Source organism: Nostocoides japonicum T1-X7, assembly GCF_001046855.1.
Taxonomy (GTDB): Bacteria; Actinomycetota; Actinomycetes; order Actinomycetales; family Dermatophilaceae; genus Nostocoides; species Nostocoides japonicum.
Window position 1 is genome coordinate 1,596,182 of the sequence record NZ_HF570958.1, and the last position, 16,349, is coordinate 1,612,530.

The window sequence follows — 16,349 nt, forward strand, 5'->3', positions numbered from 1 at the left end:
GTGCACAGGCCCCGATCGGGTGCCAGAACGCCAAGGAGCCGGGCCGCACGGTGGCGGTCAGGCTGGTGGCGGTGGTGCACAGGCCCCGATCGGGTGGCAGAACGCCAAGGAGCCGGGCCGGACGGTGGCGGTCAGGTGGTGGCGGTGGTGCACAGGCCCCGATCGGGTGCCAGAACGCCAAGGAGCCGGGCCGGACGGTGGCGGTCAGGTGGTGGCGGTGGTGCACAGGCCCCGATCGGGTGCCAGAACGCCAAGGAGCCGGGCCGGACGGTGGCGGTCAGGCTGGTGGCCGTGTGCACAGGCCCCGATCGGGTGGCAGAACGCCAAGGAGCCGGGCCGGGTCGGGGTCAGGACGTCGGGTCGCGGCCTTCGTCGGCCTCGAGGTCCTGGTCGCCGATCGGCAGCAGCTCCGGCTCGGCGAACGGGGGCGCCACCTCCTCGATCTCCGCGAGCAGCTCCGGGGGAGCCTCCGGGACCTCCTCGAGCTCGAGGATCTCGACCTTCGGCGCGCCGGGGAAGTGGCACGCGACCTCGTGCATCGGGGCGATCTCCCGCTGCTGGGGGATCTCACCCGTGCAGCGTGCCTTGTCGGCGTCGGAGAGCTCCATGCGGAACTTCGGGCACCGGGTGTGGAAGACGCAGCCCGAGGGCGGGTTGATCGGAGAGGGCAGGTCGCCGGTCAGCAGGATCCGGTCGCGCTTGTTCTCCTTGCGGGGGTCCGGAAGGGGGACCGCCGAGAGGAGGGCCTGGGTGTAGGGGTGCTGCGGGTTGGCATACAGCTCGTCGCGGTCGGCGACCTCCATGACCTTGCCGAGGTACATGACGGCGACCCGGTCGGAGATGTGCCGGACGACCGACAGGTCGTGGGCGATGAAGACGTAGGTGAGGTCGAACTCGTTCTGGAGGTCCTCGAGGAGGTTGACGACCTGCGCCTGGATCGAGACGTCGAGGGCCGACACGGGCTCGTCGCAGACGATGACGTTGGGGCGCAGGGCGATGGCCCGGGCGATGCCGATGCGCTGCCGCTGGCCGCCGGAGAACTCGTGCGGGTACCGGTTGTAGTGCTCGGGGTTGAGGCCGACTCGGGCGAGGAGGTCCTGGACCTCCGCCTTGACGCCCTTCGGCGGCTTGATGCCCTGGATGTGGAACGGCGCCCCGACGATCGCGCCGACCGTCTGACGGGGGTTGAGGCTGCCGTACGGGTCCTGGAAGACCATCTGCATCTCGGTCCGCAGGCGCCGCCACTTGGCGCCCTTCACGCCGGTGATGTCCTCGCCGAGATACTCGATGGTGCCGCCGGTCGGCGCGAGCAGCTGCAGGACCGTCCGGCCCGCCGTCGACTTGCCGCATCCGGACTCGCCGACGATGCCGAGCGTCTCGCCGCGGTGGAGCTCGAAGGAGATGCCGTCGACGGCCTTCACCGGGGAGTCCGCCCGCGGGATGAGACCCCGCGTCTTGCGAGGGAAGTGCTTCTTGAGCCCGGTGACCTTGAGGATCGACTCGCCGAGCGGCTTGCCGCCACGGTCGGGGTGCTCGCCGAACTCCCTCCGGTGCTCTGTCGTCGTCGAACTCATAGCGTCGGCCTGACCTTCGTCTCGAAGATGGAGAGGCGCTCCTCGTGGGGGATGAGGCAGCGGACCGGGTGCTCGGACTCGTTCTCGAACGGCGGGACGATCTCGCGGCACCCGAGCTCGTCGGACGCGTAGACGCACCGGGGGTGGAACGCGCAGCCGCTCGGGAGGTTGATGAGCGAGGGCGGGTTCCCGGCGATGGGCCGCAGCCGGTCCGTCCGCAACCGGTCCATCCGAGGCATCGATGCGAGCAGGCCCCAGGCGTAGGGGTGCTCGGGGTTGTAGAAGATCGTGTCGGCGTCGCCCCGTTCGACGGCCTTCCCGCCGTACATGACAAGGATGTCGTCGGCCATCTCGGCGACGACCCCGAGGTCGTGGGTGATGATGATGATCGAGGAGCCGAACTCCTTCTGCAGCCCGACGAGCAGGTCGAGGATCTGCGCCTGGACCGTCACGTCGAGGGCCGTCGTCGGCTCGTCGGCGATGATGAGCCGCGGGTCGTTGATGAGGGCCATGGCGATCATCGCGCGCTGCCGCATACCACCGGAGAATTCGTGCGGGTAGTTGTCGACGCGGGTCTGCGGACTCGGTATGCCGACCCGTTCGAGCATCTCGACGACGCGGGTCTTGGCCGCCGCCTTGCTCACGTCGTGGTGGACGCGGTAGGCCTCGGCGAGCTGGTTGCCGACGGTGTAGTAGGGGTGCAGGGCCGACAGCGGGTCCTGGAAGACCATCGCGATGTCGCGACCGCGGCGCTTGCGCAGCTCGGAGTCGCTGATCTGGAGCAGGTCGACCCCGTCGAAGAGGATGTGGCCGCTCACCCTCGCCCGGGTGCCGCGGTGCAGGCCCATGATCGCCTGGCTGGTCACCGACTTGCCGGACCCCGACTCGCCGACGATGCCCAGGGTCTTGCCCTGGCCCAGGTCGAAGGACAGGTCGTCGACCGACTTGACGATGCCGTCCTCGGTCGGGAAGTGGACCCGGAGCTCCCGGACGGACAGCAACGGCTGCGCGTCGTCACCCGACGCCTGCCACGTATGGGTCTCGGTGCTCGTACTGGCGCTGGTCATAGTGGATCGCCCTTCCTACGAGTACTTCACACGTGGGTCGATGACGGCATACAGGATGTCGACGACGAGGTTGGCCACGATGACGAACGACGCTGCGACGAGGACGATGCCGACGATGATGGGCAGGTCGTAGTTGACCGTCGAGTCGAAGGCGAGCTTCCCGAGTCCCGGATAGTTGAAGATCTTCTCGGTGATGATGGCGCCGCCGAGGAGCCCGCCGAGGTCGAGGCCGGCGATGGTGACGATCGGCGTCAGGGCGGCGCGCATCGTGTGCTTGAGGAGGATCCGCCGGGACTCCAGGCCCTTGGCCTTCGCCGTGCGGATGTAGTCCTCCTGGCCCGACTCGAGGACGAAGGACCGGGTGATCCGGACGTAGCCCGCGATGAAGACGAGGGCGAGGGTGAAGGCGGGGAGCAGGAGGTTGACGAACCAGGTCCAGACCCCGCCTTGGGAGATGGGCGTGTAGTTCGGGATGGGGAAGAGGGGGTGTCCGAGGCCGGGGAAGGGCGTCAGGGCGAAGAAGGTGTAGATGCCGAGGGCGAGGGCGAAGGTCGGGAACGCATAGAAGAGCAGCGATGCGCCGACGATCGTGCGGTCCAGGACGGTCCCCTTGAACAAGGCGGCGATCACCCCCAGGACGACGCCGGCGATGATCCACATGACGAAGGCACACAGGGCCAGCGAGGCGGACACGGGCACATGGGACCCGACCGCCGAGGCGACCATCTGCTGGGAGACCGTCGAGTACCCGAGACAGGGCGCCGAGCAGTGGACGACGTTCTGCGGCGCCTCCTTGCGCATCTGCTCGTCCGCCGGGTAGTCACGGCCGACGACGACACCCTTGACGAAGGCGGCCCACTGCGTCGTCGGTGGCTTGTCGTAGCCGAGCGCCTTGCGAGTCTGCTCGATGCGCTCCGGGGTGCAGCTCTTGCCGCACATCTGCCGGGCGGGATCCACGGGGGCGGAGAAGAACAGCAGGATCGTCACGAAGCTCATCACGAGGAGCATGACGACGCCGGAGAACAGCCGGCGGACGACGTAGGCGAACATGGCGGGCCCGGGTGTGGGCATCCTCTCGACGAGCGGCTACGACATGAGGTCACAGTACGCCTGGATGGTGCGTCCGGACCCCGATCTTGGTGCTGACGGGGACGGCCTCGGGTGTGCGACCGGCCCCCGGTCACCGGCCCGGAGGACGAGCCTCCGGGCCGGTGGTGGGTGCTATCCGACGGTCACTGCTGGACGCCGATGACCCCGAGGTCGGGGTACATGTTGCTCGCCGGGTCGACGGTGTAGTTGGCGACACCCGAGCCGTAGACGAGGAAGAACCGCGTCACGGTCAGCGGGATGTATGCGACCTGCTCGCCGAGGTACTGGTCGAGGGCGGCGTACGCCGCGTTCTGCTCGTCCAGCGTCGGCTTCGCCGCTGCCGCGTCGATCATCTGGTTGGCCGTGTCGCTCTTGAAGTTGCCGTAGTCCTGACCGTTGGTCTTCGGGCCGAAGTTGATCCGGCTGTCGAACAGCGGCGGGAGCACGGTGCCGATGCTCGGCCAGTCGGCGCCCCAGCCACCCCAGACGACGTTGCCGCCCTTGTAGTTGATGTCCTGGACGACGTCGTAGTAGGTGTCCGGCAGCGAGTTCAGGGTCGTCTTGAAGCCCGCCTTGTCGAAGCCGGCCTTGAGGGCCGCGAACGAGTTGTCGACGCTCGGCGTGCCACCCGGGTAGGTGATGGTGATCGGGTAGGGCAGCGTGACGCCGGCCTCCTGGAGCAGCTTCTTGGCCGCCGCCGGGTCGCCAGAGTCAGGCGCCGTGAACGCCGGGTTCGGCTTGTAGCCGGGCACGGACGGCGTGATGATCGACTTCGCCGGGATCGCGGCCTTGTCACCGCCGAGGGCCGCGGCGTAGGCGGTCTTGTCGGTCGCCGTCGCGAGCGCCTGACGGACCTTGAGGTTCGTCATGACGTTGAAGTTCGGCAGCAGGTAGTCGGTGAACGGCGAGTTGACGTTGACCGAGCGCTTCGCGACGTTGCCCGTGACCTGGTTGTAGTAGGCCGGCGGGACGACGCGGTCGGTGACGGCGAACTTGTCGTTGCCGCCGTCGGCGATGATCCGCTGGGTGATGACCTCGTTGGTCAGGCCCTCGACGAAGACGATCTTGTCCGGCAGCGCCTTGCGGTTGCCGTCGGTCGACGCGTCGTACTGGTCGTTGCGGACGAACGTGCCGCCCTGGCCCTTGGTCCAGGTGCCCTGGATCTTGTACGGACCGTCGGAGAAGATCGCGTAGTTGCTCTTGTCGCCCTGGTCCTGGTCCTGGCGGTAGGGGTCGAAGCAGCGCAGCGAGGCGATCGCGAGTGGGAAGTCGATCCACGGCTTCTCGAAGTTGTAGGTGATCGTCTTGTTGTCGCTGGAGCAGGTGACGGCCTTGTCGAAGACGGCCTGCCCGGTCTTCTTGTAGGGGCCGGCGTACTCCTTGGCCACCGTCGGCATGTAGTTGAGGATGTAGTTGGGGCCCCCGGTGATGACGTCCTGCGCGAAGGTGCGGGACAGGCCGTACTTGAGGTCGGCGCAGGTGACGGGCTTGCCGTCCTGCCACTTCACGCCGTCCTTCAGCGTGAACTTCCAGACCTTGCCGCCGTCGCTCGAGGTGCCGGTGTTCGTCGCGAGGTCGGGGATCGGCGTCGACGCCTTCTTCTCGTCCGTCGAGGCGGGGAACTGGACCAGGCTGCGATAGACGAGGCGTCCCATGTCGGCGAGGTCGCGCCCGATGTAGATGCGCTGCGGGTCGAGGTGCTCCGCGGCTCGCTTGGTGAGGTAGTACAGCGTGCCGCCCTTGGCTGCCGCGGCGCTGGTTCCGCTCGAGCTTGAGCTGCTCGAGCCGGAGCCACCGCCACACGCGGCCAAGGGGAGCGCCACGCCGACGGCGAGGGCAACGAGCCCAGTTGCCTTCTTGGTGATCATTGACTCTCCTTCGAGATTTCCTGCATCCGCCATGGCGGTGCGTCATCCCCGCGCGATCTGCGAGGGGAAGGGTATGAGGTCGGGGCCGTCAACGGTCCGCCTTGGGGTCGAGCGCGTCCCGCAGGCCGTCGCCGACGAGGTTGAAGCTGATGACGATGATGGCGATGAACATCGCCGAGGCGAAGAAGTAGATGAAGTCCGAGCTGGGGTAGTTCACGGCGTTCGTCAGGATGTTCCCGAGGGTCGGCGTCGGGTTCTTGACTCCGACCCCGAGGAAGGACAGGGCGGCCTCGGCCGAGACGTTGGCCGGCATGATGAGCGTGGAGTAGATGAGGATCGGGGCCCACAGGTTGGGCAGCAGCTCCTTGAACCACAGCCGACCGCTCTTCGCGCCGAGGCTCTTGGCCGACTCGATGAACTCCCGCTCCCGGAGGGAGAGGACCTGGCCGCGGATGATGCGCGCGAAGGAGGGCCAGCCGAAGAGGCCGAGGACGAGGATGATGTATGCGGCGGCCGGCCCGTTGGTCCCCGGGATCACCTTCGCGAGGATCGCGATGAACCCGCCGGAGAGGGCGAGCAGCATCAGGGTCTGCGGGAACGACAGGGTCATGTCGATGAGCCGGGAGATCCAGAAGTCGACCTTGCCGCCGGCGAACCCGGACACGATGCCGAGGATCGTCCCGATGACGACGGCGAGGAGTGTCGCCGACACGGCGATGAGCAGGGAGAAGGTGACCCCGAGGACGAGCCGGGAGAGGACGTCGCGACCGGTCGTCGGCTCGACGCCGAGCGGGTGCGACCACGAGATGCCGCCCCAGGAGCCCTTGGGCAGCCCACCGCTCGCTCCGTCGATGAGCTCGCCGTGGAAGACGTTCGGCTCGAGGACGCCGAGCTTGGACAGGACGGGGGCGAGGATGCCGACGACGACGGTGATCGCGACGACCCACAGCATGAACATCGTGAGCTTGTCGCGCCGCAGCCGCATCCGGGCCAGCTGCCACGGTGTGCGGCCGGCGATCGAGGGGGCCTTGCCGGCTCCCCCCTCAGGGGTCTCGTCCCCCTCGGCGACCGCCTCGGTGGCCGCGAGACCGGTCGTGAACTGCGACGACCCCTCGTGAGAGAAGTCCGGTGTGCGTTCCGGCTCGTTCGCCACGCTGGCATCCACCTCCACTGTCACGTCAGGTCCGAAGATCGTCCGGACACCGGCTCTCGGCGACCCGGCTCTGGGACCCCGCAAATTCTCCATGCCCGATGAGGCATGCGCGGCGAACTTAACCCACTGAAGCGGGGGGTGCGCAAGGTCTCCGGCGGACTTGACCGAATTGATACCGAGAGACGATCGTGTGAGCCGCGTCAACGGTGCCTGTGGGACTGCTGCGCGTTGTGGGGCGGGAGGACGCCCGGCAGACTGGCCCCTGTTCGCCATCCCCACCCCACGCAGCCACGAGCCCGGAGCGCCTAGTGACCCAGCAGCCCCACCCCGGGGAGCCGCACGACAAGGGGGTCTCCGGGCGGCTGAACGCGTTGCGGGCCGGGGTCCTCGGCGCCAACGACGGCATCGTCTCCGTCGCCGGCATCGTCATCGGCGTCGCGGCCGCCACGATCTCGCGCGGCGCCATCGCGACGGCCGGCATCGCCGGGCTCACGGCCGGCGCGATGAGCATGGCCGCCGGCGAGTACGTCTCGGTGAGCACCCAGCGGGACACGGAGGAGGCGCTCGTCACCAAGGAGGTCGCCGAGCTGCGCGAGGAGCCGGAGGCCGAGCTGGAGGAGCTCGCCGGCATGTACGTCGCCCGCGGACTGACCGACGAACTGGCCCACGAGGTCGCGCGGCAGCTCACCGCCAAGGATGCCCTCGCCGCCCACGCCGAGGTCGAGCTCGGCATCGATCTCGACGACCTCGCGAACCCGTGGGCCGCCGCGGGCGCCTCGATGCTGGCCTTCACGATCGGCGGACTGCTGCCTCTCGTCGCCATCCTGCTCCCCGGGCCGTCCCACCGCGTCGTCGTCACGGTGCTCGGCGTCCTCGTCGCACTCGCCCTCACCGGCCTCGTGAGTGCTCGACTCGGGGACTCACCCGTCAAGCGCCCGATCGTGCGGAACGTCGCTGGTGGGGCGCTCGCCATGGCGGTGACCTACGGCGTCGGCTCGCTCGTCGGGACGCGGGTGTGATGACGATGTCGATGAGCCCGGACCTCGCCGCCCTCGCAGTGGCGCACCGCGTCGCGACCGACTACTGGGACTGGCAGGGCCGGCACGTCGAGGTGTCGTCGTCGACCATCGTCGCCGTGCTCGGGGCCCTCGGGGTCGACGCCGGCACCGACGCGGCGGTCCGCTCCTCCCTCGCCGCGCTCGAGGAGGAGCGCTGGCGGCGCGTCGTGCCCCCCACGGTCGTCATGCGCACCGGATGGACGCCCTGGGTGCCGGTCCACGTCCCGCACGGTCAGTCGGTCGAGGTCGACGTCCACCTCGAGGACGGCGGCACGCGCCCGGCGCGGCCCGTGGACCACTGGGTCGCGCCTCGCGTGGTCGACGGGCGGGAGATCGGTGAGGCGACCGTCGAGCTGCCCGGCGACCTGCCCCCTGGGTGGCACCGGCTCGAGGCCCGGATCGGGGACGGGACGAGCGCGACGGCGACCCTCATCGTCGCGCCGGCCCGGCTGGAGCTCCCCGCGGCCCTCCGGGAGGGCCGCGTGTGGGGGCTCATGACGCAGCTCTACCAGGCCCGGTCGGCCGCCTCGTGGGGCGTCGGCGACCTCGCCGACCTCGCGGGGCTCTCGACGTGGTCTGCCGCCCAGGGCGCCGACTTCGTCCTCGTCAACCCGATGCACGCGGCGGAGCCGTCGAGCCCCCTCGAGCCCTCCCCCTACCTGCCGACGGCCCGTGCCTTCACGAGCCCCCTCTACCTCCACGTCGAGGATGTCCCCGAGACGCGGCTGCTCGACGGGAGAGCCCGGGCCCGGGTCGACGCGTGCGCGAAGCGCGCCATCGAGCTCGACCGGCTCGACTCCATCGACCGCGACCCGGCCTGGACCGCGAAACGGGAAGCCCTGGAGATCGTCTTCAACAGGGGCCGCGACGCGGACCGGGAGGCCGCATTCACCGCATACCGGTCCGAGCGCGGCGAGGCTCTCGACACGTATGCGACATGGTGCGTCCTCGCCGACGAGCACGGGTCGGACTGGACGACCTGGCCGGAGGGGCTGCGGGACGCGTCGTCCCCGGAGGTCGCCGCATACCGAGAGGGCCATCGGGAGCAGATGGCCTTCCACGCCTGGCTCCAGTGGCTGTGCGACGAGCAGCTGGGGCGCACCCAGGGGGCGGCGACCGCTGCCGGCATGCGGCTCGGCATCCTGCGCGACCTCGCCGTCGGGGTCCATCCCCGCGGTGCGGACGCGTGGGGCCTGTCCTCCGTCCTCGCGCACGGGGTGACCGTGGGCGCGCCGCCCGACCAGTTCAACCAGCTCGGGCAGAACTGGAGCCAACCCCCCTGGCACCCGGAGCGTCTCGCGGAGGTCGGCTACGGCCCGTTCCGCGACATGGTGCGCGCCGTCCTTCGCGACTCCGGTGGCATCCGGGTCGACCATGTCATCGGGATGTTCCGGCTCTGGTGGGTGCCGGAGGGGTGCACGCCGGCCGAGGGCACCTACGTCGGGTACGACGACGAGGCCCTCGTCGGCATCCTCGTCCTCGAGGCCTCGCGGGTCGGTGCGGTCGTCGTCGGGGAGGACCTCGGCGTCGTCGAGCCGCGCGCGCGGGACGTGCTCCGGGAGCGGGGGATCTTCGGCACCTCCATCCTCTGGTTCGAGTGGACCGCGGACGGCCGTCCGCTGCCGCCGGAGGGGTATCGGGAGCTGTGCCTCGCCTCCGTCACGACCCACGACCTGCCGCCGACCGCCGGCTATCTCGGGCTCGCCCACGTCCGGCTCCGCGAGCGCCTCGGCCTGCTGACGCGAGACGTCGCGGAGGAGTCGGCCCACGAGCGGACGTCGATCGACCGGGTGCGCGCCGCGCTCGTCGAGCGCGGTCTCCTCGCGGCCGACGGCACGAACGAGGACATGATCGTCGCCCTCCATGGGTGGCTCGTCGACTCCCCCGCCCGGATGCTCGGCGTCTCCCTGTCCGATCTCGTCGGCGATCGACGGATCATCAACCAACCGGGCACCCAGGACGAGTACCCCAACTGGCGGGTGCCTCTGAGCGGTCCGGACGAGCGCCCGATCGCCTGGGACGAGGCGCTCACCTCTCCTCTGGCGGCCCAGATCACTGCCCGTATGCCGCGCCGCGCCGGCCGTTGACGGCGGAAGGCCGGGGCCTGGTGGTTCCGAGACGTCACGACGACACTGTTCCGCCCACCTTCGCCCCGCCGCTGCCCGCCGACCCCGAGTCGCCTGCCGGGTGCGCCGCCCGCCGCGAGTCGCCTTGTCCGGTTCGCCGCCCGCTGCGAGTCGCTTTATCGGGTCACCCCGGAACACTGAGCTTCACCCGACTCTCCTTGTCGGGTGAAGCTCAGCCTTGTGGGGTGACCCGATAAAGCTCGGGGTCGGGACGGACGGAGCGAGGCGGGGTCGCCTGATGGGAGGGGTGAGGTCACGAATGGGTAACGGGGACGCGAACCCTTGTCGGGAGGTTGATTAGTAAAGTTTACTAACCCTTATGCCGAGCCCCAACCCAGGACTGGTCAAGCCACGCAGTGCCGTGCTCCCCACGGACGGCCGCCGCCAGAACCTCTCCGTGGTGCTCCAGACGCTGTACACCGGCGGCGCGCAGAGCCGAGCCGAGCTGGCCCGCCGGATCGGGCTCACGAAGGTCACCGTCTCCGACCTCGTCGGTGCCCTCATCGAGACCGGTCACGTCGTCGAGCGCGGTCCGAGCACGGCGGGGGGCCCCGGGAAGCCGGCCACTCTCGTCGACGTCGACCGCACCGGCCTGCAGGTCGTCGGGCTCGACCTCGCGGCCGCCGACGTCCTGCGGGCCGCGGTCCTCGACCTCGACGGCAACATCGTCGCCCGCGCCGAGCGCGCCCTGCCCGAGATCGACGGCGAGCGCGACGGCACGGGTGTTCTCGGGGCCGTCCTCGAGCTCACCGGGGAGATCCTCGGAGCGGCGACCCGGCGGGTCCTCGGCGTGGGGGTCGGCACGCCGGGGATCGTCGGGCCCGGCGGCATCGTCCAGACGGCACCGAATCTCGGCTGGACCGACGTCGAGCTGCGCGCCACGCTGGCGGACGCGACCGGCCTGCCCGTCTTCGTCTGCAACGACGCCGACGCGGCGGTCCACGCGGACACGACGTTCGGACCGGGCGGCGACGACGTCATCCTCGTCAAGATCGACCGCGGTGTCGGCTGCGGTGTCATCGTCGGAGGTCAGCGGGTCCGAGGCGCCCACCATGCGGCCGGGGAGATCGGGCACGTGACGGTCGGCACCGACGGCGGCACGGTATGCCGCTGCGGCAAGGTCGGGTGCCTGGAGACCTGGGCCTCGGCCGCCCACCTGGAGAAGGCGCTCGCGGCCGGCGAGGGGCCGGCCGCGCTCCGTGACGCCGGCGAGCGGCTCGCCATCGTCCTCGCCCCTGTCGTCGCCGCCCTCGACCTCGACGAGGTCGTGCTGTCCGGTCCCGAGCACCTGCTCGCCGGCGAGCTCCTCGCCACCGTCGACCACACGCTGCGGGACCGGCTCCTCGCCGGACCGGGCTCCGCGCTCACCGTCCGGATCGCCGAGCACGCGGAGGACATCGTCCTGCGCGGCGCGGCGGCCCTCATCCTCTGGGACCAGCTGGGGGTGGCCTGACGCGGACCACCCAGCACCTCGCATACGACACCCGCGATCCTTCGCACCCCCCGGAAAGGAACCACCCATGAAGAGAACCCTCGCCGTCGCGGCCGGGCTCACGGCCGGCACGATCCTGCTCGCGGCCTGCAACAGCGGCTCGGACAGCGCCGCCACCTCCTCGACCTCGGGAACGGCCGACAACGCCGGCAAGACGATCACCCTGTGGCTCGTCGGCTCGGACACGCCCGACGCGCTGCGCACCTATCTCACCGACACCTTCCACGCGAAGACCGGCGCGACACTGAAGATCGAGGAGCAGACCTGGCCCGATCTCGTGACGAAGCTGACGACGGCGCTGCCCGACGCGAACAACACCCCCGACGTCACCGAGCTCGGCAACACCCAGTCGCCGACCTTCACCAACGCGGGGGCCTTCCTCGACATCTCCGACATGTATGACGAGCTCGGCGGATCCAACCTGCTCCAGTCCTTCGTCGACGCGGGGACGGTCGACGGCAAGAAGTACACGCTGCCCTACTACTTCGGGTCGCGGTACATGTTCTACCGCAAGGACGTCTGGCAGAAGGCCGGCGTCTCCGTCCCGACGACGCTCGAGGAGTTCAACGCCGACGTCAAGACGATCGCCGAGAAGAACCCGAACGACATCAAGGGCTTCTCCGGCTTCTTCCTCGGCGGCCAGGACTGGCGCAACGGCGTCTCGTGGATCTTCGCCAACGGCGGCGACCTGGCGAAGAAGGAGGACGGGAAGTGGGTCTCGACGCTGTCCGACCCGAACACCCTCAAGGGCCTGGCGCAGCTCCAGGACATCTACCGGTATGCCTCGAAGGCGCCGGGCGACGCCAAGGACCAGTCGCCGTGGCTCTACCTCAACGACAGCGACGTCGTCCTCGACGACAACGGCAAGCCGACCAAGCAGAAGACGTCCATGAACGCCGCGACCATCATGGCCCCCGGGTGGGCGCACTGGTCCATCGGTGACCTCACCACGAAGGACGGCAAGGACGTCCGCGCCTGGAACGACAAGAAGTTCGGCACCTTCGTCCTGCCCGGCAACGACGGGAAGCCGGCCCCGGTCTTCGCCGGCGGCTCCAACATCGGCATCTCGGCGAAGTCGAAGAACCCGGCCCTCGCGAAGGACCTGCTGCGGATCATCTTCTCCGCCGACTACCAGAAGAAGCTCGGCGGCGCCGGCCTCGGCCCGGCCAACAAGGAGTACGTCGACTCGCTCGGCACCGACCAGTTCGCCAAGGCGCTCATCGAGTCGTCGGCGAACTCCAAGCTGACCCCGGCCGCGCCCGGCTGGGCCGGCGTCGAGGCGGCGGGCGTCATGGAGGAGTTCTTCGGCAAGATCAAGGACGCGAAGGACCTGGCGGCTCTCGCCAAGCAGTACGACGACAAGATCACCCCGATGCTCAACCAGTCCTGACGGCTCCGTCGGCGGCCGCGCCCCGGCCCGGCCGCCGACGACCGTCACGGGTCCCTCTCGAGGACCCCTCCACCCGGCGGCCACCGCGCGTCGACCCCTGCTGCGGCCCCTGCGCCCCCTGCCACGACCGGCGGCCGCCGGGTGGACCGCATACCATCCTCACCCCGACCCCGAAAGGCGCGCCATGTCCACCCGTCGCGGGTCGCGGCTCCCCCTCCTGCTCATCGCCCCGTCGGTCGTCGTCCTCGTGGCGGCCCTCGGCTACCCCGTGGCGTGGCAGGTCCGGACGAGCTTCCAGCACTTCGGCCTGCGGCAGCAGTTCGGCCAGCCGCCGGACTGGGTCGGGCTCGACAACTACCGGGCGCTGCTGCGTGACCCGCAGCTGTGGACCGTCGTCGTGCGCAGCATCGCCTTCTGCATCGTGTGCGCCTTCGCGACCGTCGCCATCGGCGGGGCCATCGCGGTGCTCATGAAGCGGGTCGCGGCCGTCCCCCGAGTCATCCTCCAGGTCGCCCTGCTCCTCGCCTGGGCCATGCCCGTCGTCGCCGCGATGACGGTGTGGGTGTGGATCGTCGACTGGCGGCGCGGCATCCTCAACTGGCTCCTCGTCAAGGTCGGCATCGACGGCGCCGCGGGCCACAACTGGCTCGCGGAGCCGGCGTCGTTCTTCGCCGTCGCGGCCGTCATCGTCGTCTGGATGAGCGTGCCCTTCGTCGCCCTCAGCGTCTACGCCGGCCTGACGCAGGTGCCCCAGGAGGTGCTCGAGGCCGCCGAGCTCGACGGGGCGAGCGGCCTGCAGCGGCTCCGGTTCGTCGTCATGCCGCTCATCGCGCCGGTCCTGTCGATCGTCCTGCTGCTCCAGATCATCTGGGACCTGCGGGTGTTCACCCAGATCAAGCTGCTCCAGGACGCCGGCGGCGTCGTCAACGAGACGAACCTGCTCGGCACGTACATCTACCAGCTCGGCACCGGGCGCGGCGACTTCGGGACCGCGAGCGCGGTGAGCATCTTCATGCTCGTCCTCACGGTCGTCCTCAGCTGGTACTACGTCCGCTCCCTCATGAAGGAGGAGTCATGACCGGGCCCTCGGCCACGCGGCGCCGGCCGCGCCCCGCCTCCGTCGCTCTCGGAGCGCTCGCGATCGTCCTCGCCCTCGTCTGGGCCTTCCCCGTCTACTGGATGCTCAACTCCGCGTTCCTGCCGAACGTCGTCCTCCAGTCGACGTCCCCGACGTTCCTGCCCTTCGGCGGGTCCCTCGACAACCTCCGCCACGTCGTGACCGACGACCACTTCACGAGCGCGCTGCTCATCTCCCTCGCCGTCACCCTGCTCACCGTCGTCGCGGCGCTCTTCATCGCCTTCCTCGGCGCGCTCGCCGTGAGCCGCTTCCGCTTCCGAGGGCGGAAGTCCTTCGTGCTGGCCCTCCTCCTCATCCAGATGCTCCCCGCGGAGGGGCTGTTCATCGCCCAGTACAAGATGATGTCGACGGTCGGGATGCTCAACAGCGTCGTCGGCCTCACGGTCCTCTACACCGCCGCCGTCGTGCCGTTCACCGTGTGGATGCTGCGCGGCTTCGTCGCCGGCGTCCCCGTGGACCTCGAGGAGGCCGCGATGGTCGACGGGCTCTCGCGCACCCAGGCCTTCCTGCGGATCACCTTCCCCCTGCTCGCGCCCGGGCTCGTCGCGTCCGCGGTCTACGTCTTCCTCCAGGCGTGGAACGAGTTCACCATCGCCCTCGTCATCATGACCGACGAGCAGTCGCGGACCCTGCCGCTGTGGCTGCGCGGCTTCATCCAGGCGAGCGCGAGCCGCGAGACCGACTGGGGCCAGGTGATGGCCGCGTCGACCCTCGTCGCTGTGCCCGTCATCGTCTTCTTCCTCATCGTCCAGGGGCGGATGAGCAGCGGCCTCGTCGGCGGGGCGGTGAAGGGCTGACATGTCCGGCACCGACGAGCGGCTGCGACGGCTGGCCGCCGGCACCCTCCTGCCGGGCTTCTCCGGGACGGGCCTGCCCCCGTGGGTCGTCGAGGCGTATGCCGGGGGCCTGCGGTCCGTCGCCCTCTACGGCACCAATGTCGAGACGCCGCAGCAGCTCACCGCCCTCTGCGGAGACGTGCGCCGCCGGATGCCGGAGGCCGTCGTGGCCGTCGACGAGGAGGGCGGGGACGTCACGCGCCTCCACTACCCCGGGGGCTCTCCCGAGCCCGGCAACGCACTCCTCGGTCGCGTCGACGACCCGGCACACACGGCCGCCAGCGCCCGGCGCATCGGCCTCGAGCTCGCGGCCCTCGGCATCGGTCTGGACCTCGCCCCGGTCGCCGACGTCAACTCGACGGACGAGAACCCCGTCGTCGGGGTGCGGAGCTTCGGCGCCGCCGCGGACCTCGTGGCCCGGCATACGGCCGCTTCGGTGGGGGGCCTGCGGTCGGTGGGGATCGCCGCGTGCCTCAAGCACTTCCCGGGCCACGGCGACACCGTCGCCGACTCCCACGTGTCCCTGCCGCGCATCGACGCGTCGCTCGACGTGCTCCGCTCGCGCGAGCTCGTACCCTTCGCCGCCGGCATCGCCGCGGGGGCCGAGACGGTCATGACCTCGCACCTCCTCGTGGAGACCGTCGACCCGCAGCGCCCGGCCACCTTCTCGCCCCTCGTCCTGCGGCTGCTCCGCGAGGGGCTCGGCTTCGACGGGGTCGTCGTGACCGACGCGCTCGACATGGCGGGGGCGAGCGGGCGGACGGGCATCCCGGAGGCCGCCGTCCGGGCCCTCGCCGCGGGGTGCGACCTGCTGTGCCTCGGGCCGCAGACGACGCCGGAGCGGTATGCCGCGGTCCTCGACGCCGTCGTCGCCGCGATCGAGACGGGCCGGCTTCCGGCGTGCCGTGTCGAGGAGGCCGCCGGCCGGGTCGCCCGACTCGCGGAGACCCATTGCACCGCAGCGTTCGCCGACGCACCGCCGGCGAACGTCCGCAGCGACCTGGCGGCTCGCGCCCTGACCGACCGAGAGCTGGCGCGTGCCTTCTCCGTCTCGCCACGTGTCGCACCGTGGCGCGCGACCGCACGACCGGCCAGCATCGTCCAGGTGGACAGCGCGACGAACCTCGCGGTCGGGTCCGTCGCCTGGGGCCCGGCGGCCGTCGGCGCGACGACGCCGGTCGACGCGGTCCCGGACGGCGCCAAGGTCGCCGTCGTCGGGCGAGGCGTCGGTCCCGACCATCCGGCACGGGGCCTCGCCCGACGCCTGGAGACCGCCGGCCACCCCGTGCTCCTCGTCGAGTGCGGATGGCCGCGCGGAGACGTGGACGTCGTGACGTACGGCGCCTCCCCCGCGGTGGCCTCCGCCCTCGTCGGTCTTCTCACGGGGTGGCCGTCGTGAGGCTCGGCATCGACATCGGCGGCACGAAGACGGCGGTCGTCGCCGTCGACGCGGCCGGGCGGGTTCGCGCGCTGCGCCAGGCCGCCTCCGGGCGCGGGCCGGAAGCCGTCGTCACCGTGGCCGTCGACGTGGCGAGGGAGGTCATGGCCGCCCCCGGGG

At 70.5% G+C, this 16,349-nt stretch carries 12 protein-coding genes; 7 read left to right on the forward strand and 5 right to left on the reverse strand.

Annotated features, from left to right (window positions below; all coding sequences use genetic code 11):
- Positions 1-347 precede the first annotated feature (347 nt).
- From BN12_RS07180 to BN12_RS07200, 5 genes are all read right to left on the reverse strand, one after another.
- Entirely contained in the window at positions 348-1,574 is a 1,227-nt protein-coding gene (locus tag BN12_RS07180; RefSeq protein ID WP_048551274.1) for an ABC transporter ATP-binding protein, read from the reverse strand.
- On the reverse strand, positions 1,571-2,641 hold the full coding sequence (locus BN12_RS07185) for an ABC transporter ATP-binding protein (RefSeq protein ID WP_083454476.1): 1,071 nt from the start codon (positions 2,639-2,641) through the stop codon (positions 1,571-1,573). The genes BN12_RS07180 and BN12_RS07185 overlap by 4 nt, the downstream gene beginning before the upstream one ends.
- Positions 2,642-2,656: 15 nt before the next feature.
- The gene (locus tag BN12_RS07190; RefSeq protein ID WP_235432325.1) at positions 2,657-3,712 is read right to left on the reverse strand and encodes an ABC transporter permease; all 1,056 of its coding nucleotides are present in this window, start codon (positions 3,710-3,712) and stop codon (positions 2,657-2,659) included.
- A 161-nt stretch (positions 3,713-3,873) separates the two neighbouring features.
- Complete coding sequence (locus BN12_RS07195; RefSeq protein WP_083454477.1) at positions 3,874-5,598, reverse strand: ABC transporter substrate-binding protein; 1,725 nt, start codon at positions 5,596-5,598, stop codon at positions 3,874-3,876.
- Positions 5,599-5,686: 88 nt separating this feature from the next.
- On the reverse strand, positions 5,687-6,751 hold the full coding sequence (locus BN12_RS07200) for an ABC transporter permease (RefSeq protein ID WP_235432326.1): 1,065 nt from the start codon (positions 6,749-6,751) through the stop codon (positions 5,687-5,689).
- Positions 6,752-7,059: 308 nt separating this feature from the next.
- Here BN12_RS07200 and BN12_RS07205 point away from each other — a divergent pair, with 308 nt between their 5' ends.
- From BN12_RS07205 to BN12_RS07235, 7 genes are all read left to right on the forward strand, one after another.
- A complete protein-coding gene (locus tag BN12_RS07205) occupies positions 7,060-7,770 on the forward strand; it encodes a VIT1/CCC1 transporter family protein (protein WP_048551280.1) in 711 nt (236 codons plus the stop codon).
- Positions 7,771-7,781: 11 nt separating this feature from the next.
- Positions 7,782-9,896, forward strand: coding sequence for a 4-alpha-glucanotransferase (gene malQ, locus BN12_RS07210; protein ID WP_235432327.1), 2,115 nt, complete (start codon positions 7,782-7,784; stop codon positions 9,894-9,896).
- Positions 9,897-10,254: 358 nt separating this feature from the next.
- A complete protein-coding gene (locus BN12_RS07215) occupies positions 10,255-11,388 on the forward strand; it encodes an ROK family transcriptional regulator (protein ID WP_048551284.1) in 1,134 nt (377 codons plus the stop codon).
- Positions 11,389-11,455: 67 nt separating this feature from the next.
- Positions 11,456-12,817 carry an extracellular solute-binding protein gene (locus BN12_RS07220; RefSeq protein WP_048551286.1) on the forward strand — a complete coding sequence of 454 codons (1,362 nt, stop codon included), beginning with the start codon at positions 11,456-11,458 and terminating at the stop codon, positions 12,815-12,817.
- Between the two features lie 184 nt (positions 12,818-13,001).
- Positions 13,002-13,895, forward strand: a complete 894-nt coding sequence (locus BN12_RS07225) for a carbohydrate ABC transporter permease (protein ID WP_083454479.1) — start codon at positions 13,002-13,004, stop codon at positions 13,893-13,895.
- Positions 13,892-14,752, forward strand: coding sequence for a carbohydrate ABC transporter permease (locus BN12_RS07230; RefSeq protein ID WP_048551292.1), 861 nt, complete (start codon positions 13,892-13,894; stop codon positions 14,750-14,752). Before BN12_RS07225 ends, BN12_RS07230 begins: the two co-directional genes overlap by 4 nt.
- Before the next feature lies 1 nt (position 14,753).
- Positions 14,754-16,190: a glycoside hydrolase family 3 protein gene (locus BN12_RS07235; protein WP_053079973.1), complete on the forward strand. Its 1,437-nt coding sequence runs from the start codon at positions 14,754-14,756 to the stop codon at positions 16,188-16,190.
- Positions 16,191-16,349: the final 159 nt, after the last annotated feature.

What these genes read in the sequence shown, in the direction of transcription:
- BN12_RS07180 (WP_048551274.1), bottom strand. Translation starts at nt 1,574, where the DNA reads ATGAGTTCGACGACGACAGAGCACCGGAGGGAGTTCGGCGAGCACCCC.
- BN12_RS07185 (WP_083454476.1), bottom strand. Translation starts at nt 2,641, where the DNA reads ATGACCAGCGCCAGTACGAGCACCGAGACCCATACGTGGCAGGCGTCG.
- BN12_RS07190 (WP_235432325.1), bottom strand. Translation starts at nt 3,712, where the DNA reads ATGCCCACACCCGGGCCCGCCATGTTCGCCTACGTCGTCCGCCGGCTG.
- BN12_RS07195 (WP_083454477.1), bottom strand. Translation starts at nt 5,598, where the DNA reads ATGATCACCAAGAAGGCAACTGGGCTCGTTGCCCTCGCCGTCGGCGTG.
- malQ (WP_235432327.1), top strand. Translation starts at nt 7,782, where the DNA reads ATGAGCCCGGACCTCGCCGCCCTCGCAGTGGCGCACCGCGTCGCGACC.
- BN12_RS07215 (WP_048551284.1), top strand. Translation starts at nt 10,255, where the DNA reads ATGCCGAGCCCCAACCCAGGACTGGTCAAGCCACGCAGTGCCGTGCTC.
- BN12_RS07220 (WP_048551286.1), top strand. Translation starts at nt 11,456, where the DNA reads ATGAAGAGAACCCTCGCCGTCGCGGCCGGGCTCACGGCCGGCACGATC.
- BN12_RS07225 (WP_083454479.1), top strand. Translation starts at nt 13,002, where the DNA reads ATGTCCACCCGTCGCGGGTCGCGGCTCCCCCTCCTGCTCATCGCCCCG.
- BN12_RS07230 (WP_048551292.1), top strand. Translation starts at nt 13,892, where the DNA reads ATGACCGGGCCCTCGGCCACGCGGCGCCGGCCGCGCCCCGCCTCCGTC.
- BN12_RS07235 (WP_053079973.1), top strand. Translation starts at nt 14,754, where the DNA reads ATGTCCGGCACCGACGAGCGGCTGCGACGGCTGGCCGCCGGCACCCTC.